Origin of the sequence: Clostridium saccharoperbutylacetonicum N1-4(HMT), from assembly GCF_000340885.1 — a bacterium.
GTDB classification, from domain to species: domain Bacteria; phylum Bacillota; class Clostridia; order Clostridiales; family Clostridiaceae; genus Clostridium; species Clostridium saccharoperbutylacetonicum.
In genome coordinates this window covers 4,339,043-4,361,756 of the sequence record NC_020291.1, presented here as the reverse complement: position 1 = coordinate 4,361,756, position 22,714 = coordinate 4,339,043, and the positions used below count along the sequence as shown (strand labels likewise).

Annotated in this window: 20 protein-coding genes and 1 pseudogene; 18 read left to right on the top strand and 3 right to left on the bottom strand. The window is 30.5% G+C overall.

Going from position 1 to position 22,714, the window contains the following annotated elements; genetic code table 11:
• Positions 1-283 precede the first annotated feature (283 nt).
• The gene (helD, locus tag CSPA_RS19515) at positions 284-2,524 is read left to right on the top strand and encodes an RNA polymerase recycling motor HelD (protein ID WP_015394090.1); all 2,241 of its coding nucleotides are present in this window, start codon (positions 284-286) and stop codon (positions 2,522-2,524) included.
• A 246-nt stretch (positions 2,525-2,770) separates the two neighbouring features.
• Here the strand turns inward: helD and CSPA_RS19510 are convergent, their stop codons facing one another.
• Positions 2,771-2,950: a hypothetical protein gene (locus CSPA_RS19510; RefSeq protein WP_015394089.1), complete on the bottom strand. Its 180-nt coding sequence runs from the start codon at positions 2,948-2,950 to the stop codon at positions 2,771-2,773.
• 182 nt (positions 2,951-3,132) lie between these two features.
• Between CSPA_RS19510 and CSPA_RS19505 the strand changes: the two genes are divergently transcribed.
• From CSPA_RS19505 to CSPA_RS19435, 15 genes are all read left to right on the top strand, one after another.
• Positions 3,133-4,332 carry a MerR family transcriptional regulator gene (locus CSPA_RS19505; RefSeq protein WP_015394088.1) on the top strand — a complete coding sequence of 400 codons (1,200 nt, stop codon included), beginning with the start codon at positions 3,133-3,135 and terminating at the stop codon, positions 4,330-4,332.
• Between the two features lie 91 nt (positions 4,333-4,423).
• Positions 4,424-5,434: a UDP-glucose 4-epimerase GalE gene (gene galE / locus CSPA_RS19500; protein WP_015394087.1), complete on the top strand. Its 1,011-nt coding sequence runs from the start codon at positions 4,424-4,426 to the stop codon at positions 5,432-5,434.
• A gap of 523 nt (positions 5,435-5,957) precedes the next feature.
• Positions 5,958-7,139, top strand: a complete 1,182-nt coding sequence (locus tag CSPA_RS19495; protein ID WP_015394086.1) for an ABC transporter substrate-binding protein — start codon at positions 5,958-5,960, stop codon at positions 7,137-7,139.
• Between the two features lie 104 nt (positions 7,140-7,243).
• Positions 7,244-8,128, top strand: coding sequence for a branched-chain amino acid ABC transporter permease (locus CSPA_RS19490; RefSeq protein WP_015394085.1), 885 nt, complete (start codon positions 7,244-7,246; stop codon positions 8,126-8,128).
• 9 nt (positions 8,129-8,137) lie between these two features.
• Positions 8,138-9,184, top strand: a complete 1,047-nt coding sequence (locus CSPA_RS19485) for a branched-chain amino acid ABC transporter permease (RefSeq protein WP_015394084.1) — start codon at positions 8,138-8,140, stop codon at positions 9,182-9,184.
• A gap of 1 nt (position 9,185) precedes the next feature.
• Complete coding sequence (locus CSPA_RS19480) at positions 9,186-9,956, top strand: ABC transporter ATP-binding protein (protein ID WP_015394083.1); 771 nt, start codon at positions 9,186-9,188, stop codon at positions 9,954-9,956.
• Between the two features lies 1 nt (position 9,957).
• Complete coding sequence (locus tag CSPA_RS19475) at positions 9,958-10,662, top strand: ABC transporter ATP-binding protein (RefSeq protein WP_015394082.1); 705 nt, start codon at positions 9,958-9,960, stop codon at positions 10,660-10,662.
• Positions 10,663-10,671: 9 nt separating this feature from the next.
• On the top strand, positions 10,672-11,127 hold the full coding sequence (locus CSPA_RS19470; RefSeq protein WP_015394081.1) for an Lrp/AsnC family transcriptional regulator: 456 nt from the start codon (positions 10,672-10,674) through the stop codon (positions 11,125-11,127).
• 380 nt (positions 11,128-11,507) lie between these two features.
• Complete coding sequence (locus CSPA_RS19465) at positions 11,508-12,356, top strand: D-amino acid aminotransferase (RefSeq protein WP_015394080.1); 849 nt, start codon at positions 11,508-11,510, stop codon at positions 12,354-12,356.
• A 10-nt stretch (positions 12,357-12,366) separates the two neighbouring features.
• Positions 12,367-13,440, top strand: coding sequence for a DUF4392 domain-containing protein (locus tag CSPA_RS19460; RefSeq protein ID WP_015394079.1), 1,074 nt, complete (start codon positions 12,367-12,369; stop codon positions 13,438-13,440).
• A 420-nt stretch (positions 13,441-13,860) separates the two neighbouring features.
• The gene (locus CSPA_RS19455; protein ID WP_017810457.1) at positions 13,861-14,649 is read left to right on the top strand and encodes a putative hydro-lyase; all 789 of its coding nucleotides are present in this window, start codon (positions 13,861-13,863) and stop codon (positions 14,647-14,649) included.
• 358 nt (positions 14,650-15,007) lie between these two features.
• Positions 15,008-15,787: a LamB/YcsF family protein gene (locus CSPA_RS19450; RefSeq protein ID WP_015394077.1), complete on the top strand. Its 780-nt coding sequence runs from the start codon at positions 15,008-15,010 to the stop codon at positions 15,785-15,787.
• Positions 15,788-15,934: 147 nt separating this feature from the next.
• Entirely contained in the window at positions 15,935-16,645 is a 711-nt protein-coding gene (gene pxpB / locus CSPA_RS19445) for a 5-oxoprolinase subunit PxpB (RefSeq protein WP_015394076.1), read from the top strand.
• Positions 16,645-17,646 (top strand): 5-oxoprolinase subunit C family protein, encoded by a 1,002-nt coding sequence (locus CSPA_RS19440; protein ID WP_015394075.1) that lies wholly within the window; start codon positions 16,645-16,647, stop codon positions 17,644-17,646. Before pxpB ends, CSPA_RS19440 begins: the two co-directional genes overlap by 1 nt.
• A 354-nt stretch (positions 17,647-18,000) precedes the next feature.
• A complete protein-coding gene (locus CSPA_RS19435) occupies positions 18,001-18,891 on the top strand; it encodes an IS1/IS1595 family N-terminal zinc-binding domain-containing protein (RefSeq protein ID WP_015394074.1) in 891 nt (296 codons plus the stop codon).
• 304 nt (positions 18,892-19,195) lie between these two features.
• On the opposite strand, the gene CSPA_RS19430 is transcribed toward CSPA_RS19435, so the two are convergent.
• Positions 19,196-20,131, bottom strand: a complete 936-nt coding sequence (locus CSPA_RS19430; protein ID WP_015394073.1) for a DMT family transporter — start codon at positions 20,129-20,131, stop codon at positions 19,196-19,198.
• A 258-nt stretch (positions 20,132-20,389) separates the two neighbouring features.
• Here CSPA_RS19430 and CSPA_RS19425 point away from each other — a divergent pair, with 258 nt between their 5' ends.
• Together CSPA_RS19425 and CSPA_RS31025 are read left to right on the top strand one after the other, a co-directional pair.
• Positions 20,390-20,944 carry a helix-turn-helix domain-containing protein gene (locus CSPA_RS19425; protein WP_015394072.1) on the top strand — a complete coding sequence of 185 codons (555 nt, stop codon included), beginning with the start codon at positions 20,390-20,392 and terminating at the stop codon, positions 20,942-20,944.
• A 62-nt stretch (positions 20,945-21,006) separates the two neighbouring features.
• Positions 21,007-21,129: pseudogene (locus CSPA_RS31025) on the top strand (Rpn family recombination-promoting nuclease/putative transposase); the annotation flags it as partial.
• A gap of 150 nt (positions 21,130-21,279) precedes the next feature.
• Here the strand turns inward: CSPA_RS31025 and CSPA_RS19420 are convergent.
• Positions 21,280-22,398: an NADH-dependent flavin oxidoreductase gene (locus tag CSPA_RS19420; protein ID WP_015394071.1), complete on the bottom strand. Its 1,119-nt coding sequence runs from the start codon at positions 22,396-22,398 to the stop codon at positions 21,280-21,282.
• Positions 22,399-22,714: the final 316 nt, after the last annotated feature.

Below are 22,714 nucleotides of genomic sequence, written 5' to 3'. Positions count from 1 at the left end.
TAAATAGTAACAACAACATTTATGACTTTAAAGATATCCTAGGGAAAATAAAATTTATAACTTCGTATTTTGTGAATATTGAAGGACATCAAAAAAGATACTTGCCAAATGACAAGTATCTTTTCTATTGACATAACAAAATAAAAACGATACAATAAATTGATATCGCTTTAAGTGAAATGTATTATCTATTTCCCTAATTATATTATACACTTTCAAAAAAGCAATGTCAATAGTGTTTGAAAATAATTTCCCTAAATTATTTTTTAAGGAGTGAAACATTATGAGTAATAATGACTTTGAAGTGAAACTTGAACATGAATGGCTGCAGGAGGTGCTTAAAGAAGCTCGAAAACAATTTGATCAAAAACGTAATTTTAGAGAAAAATTTAAAAGTGATGCAATTGAATTACAAAGAGAGTTATGGGAGGAGGTAGGTTCTGTTTCTATAGCAAATGGATTAGAACAGATTGTAGATTTTATGCAGTCTATTAATGCTATGAAAATACAAAAGAGAAACCATGAGTTTACCAGAAAGCTTGAGAAAAAGTATGAAAGACTACTTTTGTCGCCTTATTTTGCAAGAATGGATTTCGTTGAAAAAGGAGAGGAGAAGGCTGAAAAGTGCTATATAGGAATATCCAATCTTATTAATGATAATTTTGACTTTTTAGTATATGATTGGAGAGCACCTATTTCCAGCATGTTTTATGATTACGAAATTGGAGAAGCACAGTTCAAATGCCCTGAAGGATTCATAGAAGGAAAACTTACACTGAAAAGACAATATAAGATTAGTAATGGTAAAATTGAGTATATGTTTGACAGTAATCTTAAGATAGATGATGAAGTATTACAGGACATCCTAAGTAAAAGCACTGACAGCAAGATGAAGGCAATTGTAACTACTATTCAGAGAGAGCAGAATAAAGTTATTCGTAATGAAGAGTATAAAAATCTAATTGTTCAGGGGCCTGCCGGAAGTGGGAAAACCTCTGTTGCTATGCATAGAATTGCCTATCTTTTGTATAAGCATCGAGAGAAAATAACTCCTCAAAATATAGTAATATTTTCTCCAAATGATATTTTCAATGAGTATATTTCTAATGTACTGCCTGAACTTGGAGAAGATAATATGCTTCAAACTACGTTTAAGGAATATATGCACAAAGCCTTAAGTAATGAATTTAATAAAGAAAATTATAGCGAAATGATGGAATATATTTTAGCATCAAAGTCGGAGGAAGCCTATGAAATAAGAAAGAACAATATAAAGTTTAAAGCTTCAATTGAGTTTGTTGATGTATTAAAGCTATATGTAATCTTCCTTGAAAAGGCGAATAGAAATTTTATAGATATTACATTTAGAGGAAATCTAATAATTTCCTCACAGGATTTAGAAGAGCTGTTTTTTAAAGATTATGTAAAGCTTCCACTGAAAAGGAGGCTTCAAAAGATAAAAGAGAGAGTGTTGTTTCTATTAAAGCCTTATGAAGAACAGCGTATAGTAGAAGTAGCAAATGAACTTATTAATTCTGATTCTTCTTTAGATAAAACTGAAATTAAGGAAAATAGTACAGCTATTGTAAAGAATGAACTGAAGGAGCTTTATTACGAAATCAATAGAATGACAGAATTTGATTTGGTTAATATTTACAAAAGGTTATTTGAAAATCTAGAGATTTTCTTGAAAGATTCAAATATTGAGTATGATGAAAAGAAAATTGGTGAAATAAAAAGCTATACCTTAGAAAGCCTAAAAGTTAGAAGACTTAATTATGAGGATCAAATCCCTATTTTATATCTAAAGGGTGCACTGGGAGAGCTTCCTAAAACCTCAGAAATAAAATACGTTATTATTGATGAGGCACAGGATTATTCACCACTACAATATGAAATTTTTTATCAGCTTTTTAACCATGCAAATTTAACTATACTGGGAGATTTAGATCAATCTATAAATCCATTTATGAATGTAGGAGATTATAAAAATATTTCTCATATATTTACAGAAGATAGTACTTGCATAATAAATTTAACAAAAAGCTACAGATCCACAATGGAAATTACTAAGTTTTCAAGAAGGATGCTTAATAAGGATATTGGGGCTGAATGTGTAGAAAGAAGTGGAAACGAGCCTTTACTCCTTGGCTTTTCAAATGAAGATGCTATAAAAGAAAAACTTCTTAAGGATATAAAAATATATAATGAGAAAAATTACAAATCCATTGGAATCATAACAAAAACTGCAAAGGAAGCAAATGATTTATATAATTTCTTAAAAGATAAGGTTAACGTTAGAGCAATAATGAAGGATGACGATGAATATGTAAGTGATACTTTGATAATACCCGCATACCTTGCTAAAGGATTAGAATTTGATGTAGTGCTTATATATAATGCTGGAGAAGAGAATTATAGTAGTGAGGAGGAGAGGCTTTTGCTATACACTGCTTGTACTAGAGCACTTCATGTTTTATGCGTATATTTCTCAGGAAATGTGACATCATTAATAAAACCGTAAATTCTATTCTATAATAATTTTAAATAAGCACTTAAAGTAAAGGAAGATTAGCTGTATATGAGAATTTAAAAGCATATAGAAAATATGAGTAATAAATTTAAGAGTAGTTTTGATAATATAAGTAAAATTATCAAAACTACTCTTTTGGTTACATTAAATAAAGTAACTTAAGATGTTTTCATGTAGTTTAATACAGGATATTTGAAATATACCAATTTTTATTTATTGGAATTTCATATGTTGCAGCTAAAGTATATTTTTTGATTTCAACTTATTAATACTTTGCTTAACTAAATTAATCGCCTCGGACGCGCTTTGTCCCTTATGCTTTATTTCACTATCACCTATTTTTGCAATTGCCTTAAATGGATATTGACTTTCATTATTTTGCATTACGACTATTTCATGATCTCTATATATTTCCATAAAGCATACCACCTTTATTCATTTTAGATTACTTCAGGTCAAACGACCTAATAGTATTATATCATACTCCGAATATTTTGAAAATTCCATCTTTTAATTATTTCCTCAAAAATAATTAAAAATACCCATTGACCTTGACATTAGGATAACCCGTATAATGTAATTGAGAGGAGGGAAAAATCGTGGAAAAGGATAAAGTATTTTATACTGCTGGAATATTTGCAAAGAAAGCCGGAATAACCTTAAAGACTATTCATCATTATCATAAGGAAGGCCTTTTATGCCCAAGCAGTTATAATGAAGCAGGTTATAGACTTTATAGTGATGAAGATTTTCAGAAACTTCAAAAGATATTAACTCTAAAGTTCATAGGTTTTTCCTTAGAAGAAATTAAGGAACTTATAAAATCAGATCAGCTTAAGAATGATGTAAGAGAATCCTTAAATCTACAAATGGATATAATTGATGAAAAGATTAATCATCTTGTTCTAGTGAAAAAGGCCATAAGTGAAGCAGAGCTTATGATTGATAGTGAAAGTAGTCTTGATTGGACTAAATTTACCAATATAATAAAAATAATTAATACAGAAAAGATATGGTTAAATCAATATAAGAATTCAGCTAATTTATCTGCTCGAATAAATCTTCATGATTTATATAGTACAAATAAATATGGTTGGCATAGATGGTTTTTTGATCAATTAGGACTAAGTGAGGAGATGACAGTTTTAGAGCTTGGCTGTGGAAATGCAAGTTTATGGCTTAGAAATGAGGATAGAATTCCAAAGAATTGTAAAATAACTTTAACAGATATATCTGAAGGAATGCTTAAAGATGCAAAGCAAAATTTAGGAGAGCACTCAAAAAAATTTGAATTTAAACAAGCTGATGCTCAAAATATACCTTATGAGGACAATAGCTTTGATGTGGTTATTGCAGATCATATTTTCTATCATATATCAGATAAACAAAAGGCTCTTTCAGAAATTAAACGAGTCTTAAAACCTAAAGGGTACGTGTATTTATCTACTATTGGGAAAAATCATCTTATTGAATTGAGGGAATTACTTAAAGAATTTAAAGAAAATCTAGTTATATCTCAATCAGATTTTTCTGAGGATTTTGGGATTGAAAATGGAGGAGAACAAATTTCTAAGAGTTTTGATTGTATTGACTTATTAATGTATGAAGATTCACTAATAGTAACTGAGGTTGAACCTCTTATAAGTTATTTGTATTCAACCACAGGAAATTCAAAGGAAATTTTAATTAATGAAAATTTAAAGAATTTTAGAAAATTGGTTGAGAATAAGATGAAAGCAACCGGAAGTATTTTTATTACAAAGGAAACAGGTTTGTTTAAAGCCTGTTCGAAAAAATAAGCTAGTATGAGTAAAATTAAAAATATTATTAAATATTAAGAATTTAGTGTACTTGCTTGTACACTAGATATATTAGAAAGGATGATTATTCATGAAGGTTCTAGTTACAGGTGGTGCAGGTTATATAGGCAGTACTGTCTGCTCTGCACTAGAGGATAATGGACATACACCGATAATTTTAGATTCTCTTATCCAAGGTAGGGAGGAATTTACTAAAGATAAAATATTCTATAAAGGAGATATTTCTGATAAGGCTTTATTAGAAAAAATATTTAAAGAAAATCCAGAGATTAAGTTTACCATTCATTTGGCTGCACTGATTATAGTACCAGAATCTGTTGAAAAGCCTTATGAATATTATCATAATAATGTTGTAAAATCCATAGAGCTGTTTAAAAATTTAAATGCTTTGGGATGTAAGAATATAGTATTTAGTTCTTCTGCTTCAGTATATGAGGATGTTGAAGATTTTATGGTATCAGAAACTTCACCTGTTAGACCTAGAAGTCCATATGCTCGTACAAAATATATGATGGAAATGGTTTTGGAAGATTTTTGTGTAGCGTATGGTATGAGGGGAATATCTTTAAGATATTTTAATTTAATAGGTGCTGATCCAAAGTTTAGATCTGGCGCTTACGTAAAGTCTCCAAGCCATGTACTGGGTACATTACTTAATGCAGCTTCTGAGGAAGGAAAGGTTTTTAAAATAACTGGGACAGATTGGCCGACAAGAGATGGTTCTGCAATAAGAGACTATATTCATGTGTGGGATCTTGCTATTGCTCATGTTAAAGCTATTGAAAATTTTGATAAAGCCTTTAATTTATTAGGAAATCAAAAAGAGCCTTATCTAGTAATAAACCTTGGAACTGGTACTGGAGTAACTGTTAAAGAACTGGTTACTGCATTTGAAAAGGTAATTGGAAGACCAGTTAATAAAGAAAATGCTAAACCTAGATTAGGGGATGTACCAGGGGCTTGCGCAAATGTTTCTAGGGCTAAAGAGCTTATTGCCTGGGAAACTAGTTATTCTGTTGAAGATGGCATTCGTGATGCTTTGAAATGGGATGAAGTAAGAGAGGATATAATTAAGTTTTGAAAAATTTTTTTGCAACCTTTCTATAAGTTCTAATTAAGATTTTATAGCTCACATCACGAAAGCCTAAATGGGTTTTAGGATTAATGACAATTGATAATTGAAACATATATATTTTACCCATAAGAATGTAAAATTTAGTAATGAATATATAATGATAACTATAGAAACAGAAAAAATTATTGAATATTAAAGAAAAACAGGAAATATTTCTGTGATTACAATTTTTCTCAAAATTGTTATTGACAATTTTGTCTCTTACCGTATAATATATTTATACACAATGGCTGGTGTTAATTACACCAGTCATTTTTTTTACAATAATTTTAACGTTAAAAAATTATCTAGGAATATATTAAAGAAATAATAGTAAATATTATTATGCATAATATGATGTGAACAATAAGCTGGGATAAAAATATTAATTATATGACGAAGGTGTCTATAAAATCAAGGAAGATTTTATAGACACCTTTTTTGTATAAAAAGGATTATTATTAAAAATTATAAGTTGGAGGAGATTTTTATGATAAAAAAGATGTTTCTTAAAAGAATATTTGGGGTAGTAACAGTAATAGCAATGACAGCAACAATGGTTATGGGGTGTAGCGAAACAGCTAAAGTAAGTTCAAACGGGGGAAGTTCAGCTAGTGGAGATACGATTAAGATCGGAGGAGTATTTCCATTAACAGGTGATGTTCCAGCTTTAGGTTCAGCAATGGAAAACGGAGCAAAACTTGCAATAAAAGAAATAAACGATGCTGGTGGTGTTCTTGGCAAAAAATTAGAGCTTGTTTCAGAAGATGATCAAAATCAAGCAGCAACAGCTCCAAATGCTATTACAAAGTTAATTACACAAGATAAGGTTTCAGCAGTAGTCGGAACATATGCAAGTAAATGTTCAATTCCAATGGCAGCAGTTGCAAAAGATATGAAAACCGTTATGATTACTCCAGGGTCAACAAATGAAAAGGTTACTACTGAAGGTGGAGATTATGTATTCAGAGCATGCTTTATAGATCCATTACAAGGTAAAGTTGGTGCAAAATTCGCAGCAGAAAACCTAAAAGCTAAAAAAGTAGCAATGCTTTATGATGTAGGTAATGATTATTGTGTAGGTATTTCAAAAGAATTCAAGAAGAACTTTGAAGCGGCAGGTGGTACTGTAGCATATGAAAAAACTTACAATGCAGGAGAAAGTGATTTCAAAGCATTTTTAACTGAAATTAAAGAATTAAATGTAGATGTACTTTATCTTCCAGATAACTACTCAACTGTTGGATTAATTGCAAAACAAGCAAGAGAAATTGGTATTAAGGCACCATTCTTAGGTAGTGATTCATGGAGTGATCCAGGTCTTGTAAAAGTTGGAGGAGATGCTATTGAAGGTTCTTACTTCACAGATCACTTATCATTAAAATCAGATAATGCAGCAATTAAAAAGTTCGTTGATAATTATAAAAAGGAATATAGTGGTGATCCTAGTGCATTCTCTGTACTTAGCTATGACTCAGTTTACATTGTAGCAGAGGCAATAAAACAAGCGGGAAGCACAGATGAAAATGCGATTAAAGATGCAATGGCAAAGTTAGATGCAGATTGTGGAACTACACATTATAAATTTGATGACAAACATAACCCAATTAAGAGTGTAGTTATTAATAAAGTTGTAAAGGGACAATTTGAATTTGAAACTGAGGTTAAATAATCCTAAAGAAAATTAAATTTTAGTGTTTAGCGGCTATATCAACTTAGGTAAGCTGTAATTTAAGTAGGCCTAAAGATATAGTCGTTTTTAAAGGAGAGATGTAGATGGGTACTTTATTGCAACAAATTGTAAATGGTATATGTCTTGGTAGTGTTTATGCATTAATAGCTATTGGTTATACCATGGTATATGGAATTATTAAATTAATTAATTTTGCTCATTGTGATATTTATATGGTTGGTGCTTTCTTAGGGTACTTTGCAGCAACAGTATTAGGCTTTGGATTTATTCCATGTTTGATTTTTTCTATGGTTTCTTGCGCAATCTTGGGTATGTTAATTGAAAGAATCGCTTATAAACCACTTAGAAATTCACCGAATGTAACCTTATTAATAACTACAATGGGAATGGAACTTATATTACAAAACTTTGTAAAAGCTGATTTTATAGCTGGTCCAAATACAAGAAATTTTCCAGAAGTAATTCCTCTAATTTCTTATAAAATTGGAACAGTAACGATAAGCAATCTTCAAATAATTGCGCTTGCTATCACTATTATATTATGTATTGGATTACAGTACTTAGTAAACAGAACCAGAACAGGTAGAGCTATGAGAGCAACTTCTTATGATAGAGATGCAGCAGCCTTAATGGGAATAAATATTAATAAAGTAATTTCTTTAACCTTTGCATTAGGTTCAGCTTTAGCTGCAACAGCTGGGGTACTTGTTGGTATGCTATATCCTAGACTTGAACCTGCTATGGGAGTTATGCCAGGACTTAAATCCTTTGTAGCTGCTGTTCTTGGTGGAATTGGAATTATACCAGGGGCAATGTTTGGTGGAATTGCAATGGGGCTTATTGAAACTCTATCAAAGGTATATATTAGTTCTGGTTTATCAGATGCAATAGCGTTTTCTATTTTAATTATAATTCTTATTGTAAAACCAACTGGTTTATTTGGTAAGAAAAACAATGTGAAGGTGTAGGTGATAAGAATGGAAAATAAGATGAGTAAAAAGGGAAATAGTCTAAGTTCAAGCTTAGTTAAGCCTATATATACCAGATACTTAATTACAACAGCAGTTCTGGCTTTGATTTATTTTTTTCTAATGTTTTTAGTAAATCAAGGGATAATTGGTGATTATATTCTTAGAATTATGAAGCAAATAGGAATATTTTTAATTGCTGCCTTGGGCCTTAATCTTATCTTGGGCTTTACTGGTCAATTTACTATGGGACATGCTGCTTTTATGTCAATAGGAGCATATGGGTCAGCAATAATGACTAAAAATTTTAATATGCCTTTTCCAATTGCTTTACTTGTAGGAATTATATTAGCTGGAATTCTAGCAGCTTTAATTGGATACCCAATATTAAGACTTAAAGGGGATTATTTGGCTATTTGTACTTTGGGTTTTGGAGAAATAGTAAAGGTTGTAATTCAAAATGTAGATTATGTTGGTGGTGCTAGAGGTATTTCAGGAATACCATCAAACACTTCATTTTTAATTGTATTTATAGGGGTTGCCCTTTGTTATGCAATATTAAAAAATTTAATTCATTCTTCAAAAGGTAGAGCAATTATGGCTATTAGAGAAGATGAAATAGCAGCAGAGGCCATGGGAATAAATTCTACTAAATATAAGATGATTGCATTTATAATTGGTAGTAGTATGGCTGGTCTTGCTGGTGGCTTATATGCTCATTTTAATTCTTTTATTGATCCAGCAAGCTTTGCTTTTGCAAAATCAATTGAATTAATAACTTATGTAGTACTTGGTGGAATGGGAAGTTTATCAGGAACTGTAATTGGAACTTCAATTCTTATTTATTTACCTGAATGTTTAAGAGGGCTAAGTGAAGTATTTAAGACCTATCGTATTTTAATTTATGCTATTATGCTTGTGCTTATGATGATCTTCCGCCCACAAGGTATCCTTGGAACAAGAGAGATTTCGGTAGCTAACCTAGTAAAATTCTTTAAGAAATTTGGAAAAACGTCTGTAAAGAATATTGATCAAAACGAAAAGGCTGGTGAGTAGTATGTCTTTGCTTTCAGTAGAAAATTTAACAATAAGATTTGGTGGTCTTACTGCTGTTTCTGATGTAAATATGGAAATTGGTGAACATCAATTAATAGGACTTATAGGACCAAATGGTGCAGGTAAAACAACTCTTTTTAATATGCTTACTGGTGTTTATAAACCAACAGAAGGAAAAATAGAATTAAATGGTGAACGAATTGATGGAACTAAACCTTATAATATTACCTCAAAACATATTTCTAGGACCTTTCAAAATATTAGACTTTTTAAAGACTTAACTGTAATTGAAAATGTTATGATAAGCTTCAACTATCAAGCAAAGTCTAGCTTGTTTACATCTATAATTAAGACTCCAGCTCATATTTTGGAAGAAGAAAAAATGAAGCAGGAAGCTTTAGAAATATTGAAGATTTTTAAGTTAGATGATAAGGCAGAGGAGCTTGCAAGTAACCTTCCTTATGGAAAGCAAAGAAGATTAGAAATAGCGAGAGCCTTAGCAGCTAAACCTAAACTTTTACTTTTAGATGAACCAGCTGCTGGTATGAATCCTCAGGAAACAGTAGAACTTACTGAACTTATTCGTTGGATAAAAAATCAATTTAAAATATCTATTTTACTTATTGAACATGATATGAAACTTGTAATGAATGTATGTGAATATATTTATGTACTTTCCTTTGGTGAAATTATTGCTAAAGGAATTCCAAAGGAAATTCAAAAAAATCCTCAAGTAATTGAAGCGTATTTAGGAAAGGGGGCGGCACAATAATATGTTAAAGGTAGAAAATATTAATATATCCTATGGGGCAATTCATGCAATTCATGATTTGAGTTTAGAAGTAAAGAGTGGAGAAATTGTGACATTAATTGGAGCAAATGGAGCTGGAAAAACTAGTACTCTTAGGGCAATTAGTGGTTTGAATCCAGTTAAATCTGGAGAAATAACTTATGAAGGCAAGGTGATTAGCAATATAGGAGCACATAAGATAGTAGGTTATGGTCTTAGCCAAGTTCCAGAAGGAAGAAGAGTCTTTGGTGATCAGACAATAGAAGAAAATCTTTTATTAGGTGCTTATTTAAGAAAGAGTAAAGCTGAGATTAAAGCATCAATGGAAGAGGTTTTTAACTTGTTTCCAAGAGTAAAGGAAAGAAGAAAGCAGCTTGCAGGAACTATGTCAGGTGGTGAGCAGCAAATGCTTGCAATTGGTAGAGCTTTAATGGCAAAACCTAGATTGTTATTACTGGATGAACCATCCATGGGGCTTGCTCCAATAGTAGTTGAAGAAATCTTTGAAATTATAAAAAATATTCGTAAAGCTGGAACAACAATTCTTTTAGTAGAGCAAAATGCAAATGCTGCCCTTCAAATAGCAGATCGAGGTTATGTTTTAGAAACAGGTAGTGTTGTATTAGAAGGTTTAGCACAAGATCTGTTACATGATGACTCTGTTAGAAAAGCCTATTTAGGGGAATAAAAATTTTATATGGATAAAATGGATTATAAAATATTAAAATGTTTAAAAGCAAATGCAAGAATTAAAGCCGCTACTATAAGCAGTCAAATTCACTTATCAGTTTCAGCAGTTCTTGAACGCATACATAAGATGGAAAAAAATGAAGTGATTCAGAATTATACAATAATAGTAGATCAAAAAAAATTAGATAATGATGTGACCGCTTTGATGGAAGTTAGTCTTGAGCATCCAAAGTTCTACGACACTTTTACTTTGGCTATTAAAGGTAATGATAATATTGTTTCCTGCTATTATTTAACTGGAGATTATGATTTTATGCTTAAAATAATTTGTCAATCATCTGACCATCTTGAGAAAATCCATCGTTCAATAAAGAGTATAGAAGGAGTATCAGCAACGAAAACTCATTTTGTTTTAAAAAATATAAAAAATACCTTTTGTGTAATACCAGAAGTGGAGGATTAAGTAAGTATACTAAAAATTAATATAGATGGTGAAAGCAATTTCGGGTGAAGCAGGTAGAGAATTAACTAAGTATATTAAAAAAAATATGTTTTTAACTGACTAAGCATATTAAAAATTTCATGTTTTTAACTGAAATTGTTAAAATATAAGAAAAAGTTTTGGTGAAATAGTAAATAACAATAAAATTTACTTGAATTTAAAAAAATATTGATAAATATTTCGGTTGGATATACTATATGAATATAGTATTAGTTCCAGAGAAGCACCAGATATACTTTAGACGAAGAAGTCAAATTCAAAGGTCTAAAATATGTCTGGTTTTTTATTTTAGATATTTTAGTATGAAAATTAAATTTGGATATTTTTAGGAGGAAAATTAAATGGAGAATTTAGGTTATTACAATGGAAAGTTTGGATTATTAGAAGAAATGACAGTACCAATGCTTGATCGTGTTTGTTATTTTGGAGATGGAGTTTATGATGCTACTTATAGTAGAAATCATAAAATATTTGCATTGGATGAGCATATTGAAAGATTTTATAATAGTGCAGGTTTATTAGGAATAAAAATTCCTCATTCAAAAGAGCAAGTAAAAGAAATTCTTAAAGAAATGGTGTTAAAGGTTGATTCAGGAGAACAATTTGTATATTGGCAAATTACAAGAGGTACTGGTATGCGTAATCATGCTTTTCCTGGAGATGAAGTTCCTGCAAATCTATGGATTATGCTAAAGCCTTTAAATATTAAGGACATGTCAAAAAAACTAAAGTTAATTACTTTAGAAGACACTAGATTTCTACACTGTAATATCAAAACCTTAAATTTATTACCAAGTGTAATTGCAGCTCAAAAAACTGAAGAAGCAGGCTGTCAGGAAGCTGTATTCCATAGATGTGATAGAGTAACTGAATGTGCTCATAGCAATGTATCAATTATTAAGGATGGTGTATTAAAAACTGCACCAACAGATAATTTGATTTTACCTGGCATTGCAAGAGCTCATCTTATTAAAATGTGCAAAGCCTTTAATATTCCTGTAGATGAAACAGCCTTTACCTTGAAAGAATTAATGGAGGCAGATGAAATTATAGTTACTAGTTCAGGACAATTTTGCATGGCAACTAGTGAAATAGATGGAAAACCTGTAGGTGGAAAAGCACCAGAGCTTGTAAAGAAATTACAAGCTGCTTTGTTAAATGAGTTCTTAGAAGAAACAAATGCAGATTAGGAGGTAAAATATGAATCAACAAGAATTAACAATATTTAATTTAGGTGAGAATTTAGACAATATAGTGAATTTAGACCCTAGAGGCTATGGTGTGTGCCGTATTTTATATTCTGCAGCAAGAAAATATACAAAAGAGCCTTTAACTACTAATGCAGCAAAAAAATTAGTAAACACCTTAAAAGATGGAGACTTAGTTTATATAATGACTGGTTTTGTGTTGCTTCCTTTTAAGAAGGCTGAAATGGATGGGATTGTTAGCTCTATGATATTAGCCAGAGCGCTTATAAAAGCTTTTAATGTAAAACCTGTAATAATATGTCCTGAAGATAATATGGAGGCCGTAAAAAATTTAGCTCAGGTAATAGGAGTTCATTTATATGATACTATGCAAGAATTAAAGGAATATCCTATATCCATTGCAGCGGTTCCATTTACAAAGGATATAAATGAAGCAGAGAAGCAAGCCGATGAAATTATAGCTAAGGGATTGCCAAGTGCTGTTATTAGCATTGAGTGCCCAGGAGCTAATTCAATTGGAGTTTATCATAATGCAGTAGGACTAGCTGTAACTGAATTAGAGGCAAAACAGGATATCTTATTTACTAAATTACAAGCTAAGGGTGTTCTTAATATAGCAATAGGAGATCTTGGAAATGAAATTGGTATGGGTACTATTAGCGAACATTTACAAGAATATGTTCCATATGCAGCTGAAGGGAAATGCAATTGTGGCTGCAATGGTGGAATTGCTGTAGCTACAAAGGCAGATAATATTATTACTGCTACAGTTTCTGACTGGGGCTGTTATGGATTAATTGCTGCAATTGCATATTTAAAGAAGGATTTAGAAATATTACACACAAAAGAGTTACAAGAAGAAGCAATGGTGGTAGCATCAAGAAGTGGAATGATAGATATGTATGGATGGCTTGTTCCTGCAATAGATGGCTTTGGATTATCAATGAATCTTTCAATAGTTAATTTAATGAGAGAATGTGTATCTTATGCTATTAAATTAGAAGATACCTGCGCAACTTGGTTCGATAAAGTTATTGAATTAGGCTTTTATGAAAAGGTCGTGTGAAATTATATCAGTTATTAGTTAAGAAGTATGAATTAAGAGTTAAGAGTTAAGGAAGAAAAGCCACAGGCTTTCCGATAAATACATTGCAGAAATAGTGTCACTATTTCATCCTAAAACTAATAACTCCAAACTCTTAACTCATAACTAAATTTAATAAATATAAGTTATGAGCTTTAGCTAATACCCTTTAGGGCATCCTGTAGGGAGGTATGAGTTAGGAGTTAATGGAGAAATGCCGCAAGATTTTCAATAAAGTTCTATATTGCGGCATAGCCACTTTTCTTAGAGATGAGAAGTTCTGTGTTGTGGCATAGCCACTTTTTTTAGAGGTGTATATTATTAGAAATAGCATCGCTATTTCATCCTAAAATTCATAACTCATAGCTCTGAACTCATAACTGAATAAAGGAGTGGTAAGTGGTGGATTATTCTAAAATGAAACCCAGTGAGGTTAGAGCTTTAATACGTGAAGGTAAAATTACAGGACCAACTTCAGGAATGTGTGCTGGATATGCACAAGCTAATTTGGTTATCTTGCCAAAGGAGTTAGCCTATGATTTTCTATTATTTAGTCAAAGAAATCCCAAAGCTTGTCCGATATTAGAAGTGAGTGATGTGGGCAGCAGGAGTTTAAGATATATAGCAGAAGGTGCAGATATTGCTAAAGATATTCCTAAATATAGAGTTTATGAAGAAGGAGTATTAACTGGTGAATATACTAGCATTGAGCATTTATGGAGAGATGATTTTGTAAGCTTTTTAATAGGGTGTAGTTTTTCCTTTGAATCCGAGCTTTTAGAGGCGGGAGTACCTGTACGTCACATAGAGGAAAATTGTAATGTCCCTATGTTTATTACTAATATAGACTGTGAACCAGCAGGTATTTTTAATGGAAAAATGGTGGTGAGCATGAGGCCTATTCCATATGATCAAATTGTAAAGTCTGTAATGGTGACTGGATCAATGCCTAAGGTTCACGGAACACCAATTCATATTGGGGATCCTTCTGTTATTGGAATTTCAGAAATTAGTAGGCCTGATTTTGGAGATAGTGTTAAAATAAAAGAAGGAGAAGTTCCAGTATTTTGGCCTTGCGGTGTAACGCCACAAGCTGTAGTTATGAATGTTAAACCCAAAATAGTGATTACACATTCTCCTGGGCATATGCTTATAACGGATACGAAAAATATAGACATTAAGTTCAGCTAAATTCAGTTTACAAATTACAGTGCAAAGTTTACAGTTAAGGATGAAATCCTTGCAGGATTTCTAAGATTGATGGGAAAGCATGTGGGTTTCAAATGCCAACAGAAAACTATTTATAGTTTAGAGTTAACAATGCACAGTTTTAGTTGAGGATGAAATCCTTACAGAATTTCTAAAATTAATAGGAAAGCCTGTGGGATTTCAAAACCAAAACTAAAGATTGTAAACTATCAACGTAAATGTAATTGCAGATTGTAAACTGAAAACTAAAAAACGTAAATGAAAACTGTAACTTGCAAATTGTAAACTGCGAATTGCCAAATATAACTGTAAACTGTAAACTGATCAAACGGGGTGGAGTATGTATAAAGTAGATTTAAATTGTGATTTAGGAGAAAGTTTTGGAGCCTATAAACTTGGTTTGGATGAAGAAATAATTTCATATGTATCTTCTGCTAATATAGCTTGTGGTTTTCATGCAGCTGATCCACTTGTGATGGACCATACTGTGAAACTTGCTAAGGCAGCTGGTGTTAATATTGGAGCCCATCCTGGTTTTCCAGACTTAGTGGGCTTTGGAAGAAGAAATATGAATGTTTCTCCAAATGAAGCTAAAGCTATGGTACAATATCAAATTGGTGCTTTAGATGCTTTTTGTAGAGCGCAAGGAATTAAAATGCAACATGTAAAACCTCATGGTGCTTTATATAATATGGCTGGCAAAGATTTAAAACTTGCTGAAGCTATTTGTCAAGGGATATATGAAGTGAATTCTGAATTGATTTTACTTGCTTTAGCTGGAAGTGAAATGATAAAGGCAGCAGAAAATATTGGATTAAAAGTAGCAAGAGAAGCCTTTGCTGATCGTGCTTATGAAGAAGATGGCTCTTTGGTTGCAAGGGCTAAAGAAGGCGCTATGATCACAGATGAAGCCGTGGTTATTAAAAGGGTTATTAAGATGATAAAAGAAAACAATGTTACTGCTATCACAGGTAAAGATATATCTATCAAAGTTGATTCTATATGTGTCCATGGAGATGGAGCTAAGGCTTTGGAATTTGTAAAAAAAATTAGGCTTAGCCTTGAAGCAGAAAATATAGAAATTGTTCCATTGTATAAAGTTTTATTGGATACATTATGAAAAGTAAAGTTGTAAAGTGGAGATATTATTTTATACAAATTAGTAAATAGTCATAGTGGGAAATCAATGAGTTAGGAAATAAAAGCTATTAGTTTAAAATATTAATATTAAATCAAGAAAAAAAGTCAGAAGAGGAGAAATATTTATATGGAAACAGGCAAATTCAAAACTGAAATTTCTCAAATAAGTGAAACAGCAGCTTTAGTTGAGTTTGGAAGGGAAATAAGTGAAACTATAAATAAAAAAGTGAGAACCTTTTGTGCTTATCTTGATGAGAATCCTTTTCACGGAATGATAGAGTATGTGCCAGCTTTTGCAAGTGTTTCTGTTATTTATAATCCTTTGGATATGAACAGTGAAGCTCCTTATGAAGTAGTAAAAGGTATTTTAGATGATATAATAGCTAAGCTTGATTTTTCATCAGTATATGAAGAAAATATAGTTGAAATTCCAGTATGCTATGGTGGTGAATTTGGACAAGATATTGGGGAAGTTGCAAAAATAAATAATATTTCTGTAGATGAGGTTATAAAGATTCATTCTGAAGGGAAATATCTAGTTTATATGCTTGGCTTTGCTCCAGGATTTCCGTATTTAGGAGGAATGTCTGAAAAGATTGCAGCTCCAAGACGGGAAACTCCAAGAACAGCAATACCAGCTGGTTCAGTAGGGATCGCAGGAATGCAGACAGGGGTATATCCCATAGAAACACCTGGAGGCTGGCAGCTTATAGGAAAGACACCCTTAAAACTGTTTGATTTAAAGAGAAAGTCTAAAAGTCTCTTGAAGTCAGGAGATATAGTTAAATTTTATCCTATTTCTTATGAAGAATATGTACAGTTAAAGGAGGAAGAATAGTGAGAATATCTGTTTTAAATCCAGGGCTACAGTCAACTATTCAAGATTTAGGAAGACACGGGTATCAAAAATACGGAGTTATAGTCAGTGGTGCCATGGATGCTTATTCCATGAGACTTGCAAACATTGCGATTGGAAATACTGAAAAGGAAGGTGTTTTAGAAATTACGATGATTGGTCCTTCTTTAGAACTAGAAAAGGGAACTTTATTTTCTATAACAGGTGGAAATATTTCACCCACAATTGATGGAAAGAAAATTCCAATGGGAAGACCTATTTATTTAAAGGAAGCTTGTGTATTAAATTTTGGAGCTTGTATAGCGGGTTGTCGTTCTTATTTAGCAATAGCAGGTGGCTTTGAGGTTCCAGAAGTTATGGAAAGTAAAAGTACATATTTAAGAGCACAATTTGGAGGCTTTAATGGAAGAACTTTAAAAAAGGGAGATATTTTAAATCTTGGAGTTAAAAGTGTGGAAGCTAAGAAAATAATAGAAAAACTACAGCAAATAACTTCAAAAGGTGAATTTACAGCTCCAAGCTGGTATATAGGGGATTCCATTGCAGAAAATTCTAATAGTACATTTGTAAGAGTTTTTAAAGACAGGCAATTTAATAATATTTCTGAGGAAAGTGTAAGTAAGTTTTTTAATTCAGAGTTTAATGTAGATAATAAATCAGATAGAATGGGTTATCGTTTATGTGGAGAAAAAATAGAGCTTAAAGAAAGTTTGGAAATGATATCAGAAGAAGTTTCTGTTGGTACAATTCAAATTCCACCGGATGGTAACCCTATTGTTTTATTAGCAGATAGACAAACTACAGGAGGATATCCTAAACTAGCACATGTAGCATCTGTAGATATTCAAAAAATAGTTCAACTTAAACCTAATGATAAAATTAAATTTAAACAAATTACATTAAAGGAAGCTGAGAGATTGTATTTAGAAAGAGAAAAATATATTAATAAAGTAAAAAAAACAATAAAATTTATAATATCATAATAGGACGTGAAATTATGATTAATATATGAGGATATTTTATAATGGAAATATCCAAATCTGTGAATATATTTTCAAATTTTTTTAGAAGTTGATGGCAATTCTCGGTTAAAACTTCACCTGTTTACTGTTTGTTTTATGAATTATTCATCTAAATTTAAAGATTTTAAAACTAGGAAATTAGTTATTTAGCAAATATGTAATTTGCTAAAATACATAATGCATATGAAATGAAATGTTACATATATGTATGTTTAAAATAAATGTTGGTAATGTTTAGAAACTTAATATTTAGGCAATTATTAAGAGGATTTGAATATTTAATTTATATTTTAACGATAAATTGAGGTGATTCTCTTGATAAAGACTGATACTAATTTTAATTTATTGAATTCTCATATTACTACTTTGATAAAAAAAGATATGTATTTAAATAGAATTATTGAAAAATGTCCTAATTGTGAGTCAAAACACTACATAAAATATGGATTGTTTAAAGGGTTTCAAAGATATAAGTGTAAAGAATGCGGCAAAACGTTCTCTAAGGCAACCAGTTCTTTATGGAGTTATTCAAAAAAGAAACCTACTCAATGGGTCAAGTTTACTGAATATGGGCTTGAAAGAAAATCCTTAAGATTTTGTGCAGAAAAATTGGGACTAAGCTTAGTAACAGCTTTTTATTGGAGACATAAAGTGTTGCATGGACTTAATTATGATAGTGTTCCAGAAAAGCTGAGTGGAGATGTACATATTGCTAAAAAATTAATACCTGAGAATTTTAAAGGAAGTAAAAATATTACTATCACAGTGCGTCACAATATTTGGGTTGTAGCTGCAAAAGACTGTGAGGATTCTATTATAATTAAACCAATTTCAAGATGTCATTGGCATTTGCCTAGCTTTAATAAAAAAATTTATTATTTAATTGATGAGAAAGCTTATATAGTGCCATATGGTGATCGATATATTTCTTTAGTAGCAAAAGCACATAATAAAAAGCATATAAAAGAAGTCAAGAATGATAAAATAATCTGGTCATTCCAAATTATTCTAGAAAAATGGCTGAAAAAATATCATGGTGTTGCTTCAAAATATTTAGAAAAATATCTTGCACTTTTTATATTATATATTACAAAAAAAGAAATAAATTGTATGGAAATATTCAAAAAATTATCTTTTGAAAACAAATTCATTAAAATATTAGATATAGGTAGGCTTAAGACTCAAAGCAATAGTGTATTACTTTGAGTCTCCAATTTCTAATTAGCAACATTTATTTTAAACATTCTTACATATGAAATAAAATATAAAGTTCTTCTTGCTTGCTATTTTATATTATTTAACATTATGGAGTTATTTGAGGATATTTAATAATCGGAACATTCGAATTTATGGAAAAATTTTTGAAATTTTTGAAAAAGCTGATAGCAAAATTAGGTAAAAAATTATCTTTTTACTATTAAATTTTCAAATCATTATGTCAAAGATAATTGATTATTCTTTTAGAAAAGTGAATTTTAGTACAAAATTCTGGAAACAATACAAAGACTTTTTATGATTTATTAAGACTATTTAAAATCATTCCTACAACTACAAGGAATGCTCCTATTAAACCAATAAATGTTGGAATTTTATCATGAAATATAAATACACCTCCAAGTAAGGTGAAAATTACCTCACCAGATTGTGTTGATTCTATGACAGCTAATTTATGTGTATCATTGCTTACCATATCAGTAGCTTTAAAAAATAATATGGTAGCTATAATTCCTGAAAAAATAGCAACTATTAAGGATTGGAGGATTTGTCCTTTACTTGGTAAACCAGCAGATATGGAAGCATAGCTAGCTAGTATTATCCAAAAGGGCATACTACATAGTGTCATGCCAAATACCCTTTGAAAGGTACTAAATTTATTATTACAAACCTCCATCATTTTACGATTACCTAGTGGATATGCAAATGCAGCTGCAATAACAGGAACAATTCCTAAAAGAGTTTTAAGAAAAGTTGTATTCTTTGCTTCTTCAAACTGCATTAAGAATATTCCTAATAAAATTATGGAAGACATGAGGAGAGATTTTTTAGGAAGCTTGTTTCTTATTTTGCATGTCCCATTATTAGTTTCAATACTCGTAAAAAACAATGGAGACATAAGTCCTCCAGCAACTATTGTCAATTGCCAAGTTCCAGCAACTAACCATGAAGCACCATATGCTGATGCAAAACACAAAGGTGCATAAAATAAACCAAAGCCTATTGTGCTCCAAGTAAGCCATTGAATAGGCTTTTTTGCTATATCTTTTAATACCTCAAATAATTCATTTTTTATAATAACTATAATAAATAGAATTGGAAGCATAAAAATATATCTTAGAGTGGAACTCCAAAGCCAACTACCACTAGAAATGTTCATTTGTTGATTAAGTATAAAAGTAAATGCAAAAAAGAATGATGCAGTGACTCCTAATATAAATGCTTTTGCCATTTTAAAACTCCTTTTTATGAATATTAAATATAAAAGTAAATGCAAAAAAGAATGATGCAGTAACTCCCAATATAAATGCTTTTGCCATTTTAAAACTCATTTTTATAAATATTAAATATAAAATTATAAACTAAATAAATTAAAGATGTTATAATATATATATACGTTATATTATACATTTGCATTATATATTGTGCAATATATAATATAATTTACGTTATAACATACAAAAGCATTATGTATACAAGGAGTCGAGTAATGAAAGATTTGAATTTAATTATTGGTAATAAATTAAAAGATATTCGAAATAAAAGAAATTTAAGTCTAGAAGAAGTGGCTAAGCTAACAGGAGTTAGCAAGGCAATGTTAGGTCAAATAGAAAGAGGGAAGTCTAATCCAACAGTTTCTACCTTATGGAAAATTGCAACAGGATTAAAAATATCTTTTTCCTTATTTATTGATGAAAATCAAGAGGATTTAAAGGTAATAAATCAAAAGGATATTAGCCCAATAATTGAAGATAATGACAGAATGAAGCTTTATCCAATCTTTCCTTTTGATGCAAACAAGGGTTTTGAAATATTTACAATTGAATTAGAACCAGCTTGTAATCATATATCTACACCTCATAATGAGGGGGTTGAAGAATATATTATTGTAACAGAAGGGGAAATTGAAATAGATATAAATAACAAAATATTTAAATTGCAAAAGGGTAATTCAATAAGATTTATGGCAAATTGTCCTCATTCATATAAGAATATAAATCAAGGTAGGTCAGTATTTCAAAATATAATACTTTATTTTAAGTAATTTGATTAACAAGGTTTTTGTAGAGGTCCACTTGAAACCGCTAAAAAGCACTTTCTAAAAAATTTGGATATTTATGTATTGATCATAGTAAGAAAATTGACAATTTAAATATTGAGAAATTAAATTTAATTATTGAGAATATTTTAGATGTTGAAAGTTTAGAAGAGGTAGATATATATTTCTAAATGTAAAAATTAAAAGATATTCATTGATTCAAAAGTAAAAAATTAAAAATATTTATTAGTTAGAAAAGCAGAAAATAAAAGAAAACTCTATAACAATCCTTTTTTTATAAGGAGTGTTATGGAGTTTTCACTAATTAATATATATAACTATTATTCTTCAATTGGAAACCAACCAGGTGTATTTACAATTGCATTCCAAAGAGGAACTGGTACAGATAAAACTTCTCTATCATTTTTATTTAATTTAGTTCGAATTTCTGAAGCTTTACCAAGTTGAATTTTACTAGTCCAATCAGGTTCGATAATTATTTCTCTGCCGAGGGCAACTAAATCAACACCACTTTCTAATGCTTTAAGGGCATCCTCAGGTGTATTAATTGCTCCAACCCCTATAAATGGAACTCTACCATGAATTTGATCTATTAGTTTATTAATAACAGGAGAAGTTTCCTTTGCATCACGTATTGAACTTTGCCAAAAATTCATTAATGAAGCATGTAAATAACTTAATCCTTGGTCAGCCAATATATCTACAAAAGAAAGAGTATCTTCTAATGTAATACCAGGGTTTTCAATTTCTTCTGGTGAAAAACGGTAGCCTACTATGAAGTTTTCAGCACCTTTTTCTTTTACTGTTTTTTTCACTTCTGCTATGACAGCTAATGGAAAATTCCTTCTTTTATCTCTGCTGCCACCCCAAAAATCTTCTCTTCGGTTTGAGTGAGGTGAAATAAATTGTTGTAATAAGTATGTGTTAGCACCATGAATTTCTACACCATCAAAGCCTGCTTCTATTGCGAGTTTTGTTGTTTCACTAAAAGCTTTTATTAGTTCTTGAATTTCTGCTTCTGTCATTTCCTTTGGTACAACTGCACCAGGTCTTTCGGCAGCTACAGCACTTGCACTAATAGGCTGACCACCAGGTATTTCATCAGGAAGTGCCATTCTACCAGCATGAAAAATCTGTAGTATTGCTAATGCACCTTCGCCTTTAATAGTTTCTGCTAATTTCCTTAAACTAGGTAAAAAGCTTTTGTTATAGGCAGCAAATTCTCCTTGAAAGCCTTTGCCAGAAGGGGCTACATATGTTGTTGCTGTAATTACCATACCAACTTCTTTAGCTCTTTTTTTATAGTAACTTAATTCAGCATCAGAAACTGTTCCGTCTTCATTTGCTGAAAAAGTAGTCATTGGCGCCATAACAATAGGATTTCTTAAAGTAATTTTTGTATTTAAATTTTTAGATTTAATTAAGTTTTTTAATTCCATTTTAATCTCTCCCTTTTCGAAATAATTTTTAATTATGAATATATAAGTTCGGATTAATGTTGTATATCTTAATTTAACATTGATAATTGGAACTTATATAGATTAATATTAGTTGTTAAATATAAAATTAACTTATAGACGATATAATTGCCTTAAATTTAATTTAGCAAAATTGATATGCTTAAAAAAATAAGCAATAATATTGATATAATCTGCTTTAAATTTATTTTACTACAATTAAAATTATTTGTAAATAATAATTGTTATTTATTAAGATTTTTTTCCTTTTCTTAATATTAAAAAGTTTTTCTATTTA

What these genes read in the sequence shown, in the direction of transcription:
- CSPA_RS19450 (WP_015394077.1), top strand. Translation starts at nt 15,008, where the DNA reads ATGTATAAAGTAGATTTAAATTGTGATTTAGGAGAAAGTTTTGGAGCC.
- CSPA_RS19485 (WP_015394084.1), top strand. Translation starts at nt 8,138, where the DNA reads ATGGAAAATAAGATGAGTAAAAAGGGAAATAGTCTAAGTTCAAGCTTA.
- CSPA_RS19475 (WP_015394082.1), top strand. Translation starts at nt 9,958, where the DNA reads ATGTTAAAGGTAGAAAATATTAATATATCCTATGGGGCAATTCATGCA.
- helD (WP_015394090.1), top strand. Translation starts at nt 284, where the DNA reads ATGAGTAATAATGACTTTGAAGTGAAACTTGAACATGAATGGCTGCAG.
- galE (WP_015394087.1), top strand. Translation starts at nt 4,424, where the DNA reads ATGAAGGTTCTAGTTACAGGTGGTGCAGGTTATATAGGCAGTACTGTC.
- CSPA_RS19470 (WP_015394081.1), top strand. Translation starts at nt 10,672, where the DNA reads ATGGATAAAATGGATTATAAAATATTAAAATGTTTAAAAGCAAATGCA.
- CSPA_RS19495 (WP_015394086.1), top strand. Translation starts at nt 5,958, where the DNA reads ATGATAAAAAAGATGTTTCTTAAAAGAATATTTGGGGTAGTAACAGTA.
- CSPA_RS19480 (WP_015394083.1), top strand. Translation starts at nt 9,186, where the DNA reads ATGTCTTTGCTTTCAGTAGAAAATTTAACAATAAGATTTGGTGGTCTT.
- CSPA_RS19430 (WP_015394073.1), bottom strand. Translation starts at nt 20,131, where the DNA reads ATGGCAAAAGCATTTATATTAGGAGTCACTGCATCATTCTTTTTTGCA.
- CSPA_RS19465 (WP_015394080.1), top strand. Translation starts at nt 11,508, where the DNA reads ATGGAGAATTTAGGTTATTACAATGGAAAGTTTGGATTATTAGAAGAA.
- CSPA_RS19510 (WP_015394089.1), bottom strand. Translation starts at nt 2,950, where the DNA reads ATGGAAATATATAGAGATCATGAAATAGTCGTAATGCAAAATAATGAA.
- pxpB (WP_015394076.1), top strand. Translation starts at nt 15,935, where the DNA reads ATGGAAACAGGCAAATTCAAAACTGAAATTTCTCAAATAAGTGAAACA.
- CSPA_RS19420 (WP_015394071.1), bottom strand. Translation starts at nt 22,398, where the DNA reads ATGGAATTAAAAAACTTAATTAAATCTAAAAATTTAAATACAAAAATT.
- CSPA_RS19460 (WP_015394079.1), top strand. Translation starts at nt 12,367, where the DNA reads ATGAATCAACAAGAATTAACAATATTTAATTTAGGTGAGAATTTAGAC.
- CSPA_RS19490 (WP_015394085.1), top strand. Translation starts at nt 7,244, where the DNA reads ATGGGTACTTTATTGCAACAAATTGTAAATGGTATATGTCTTGGTAGT.
- CSPA_RS19425 (WP_015394072.1), top strand. Translation starts at nt 20,390, where the DNA reads ATGAAAGATTTGAATTTAATTATTGGTAATAAATTAAAAGATATTCGA.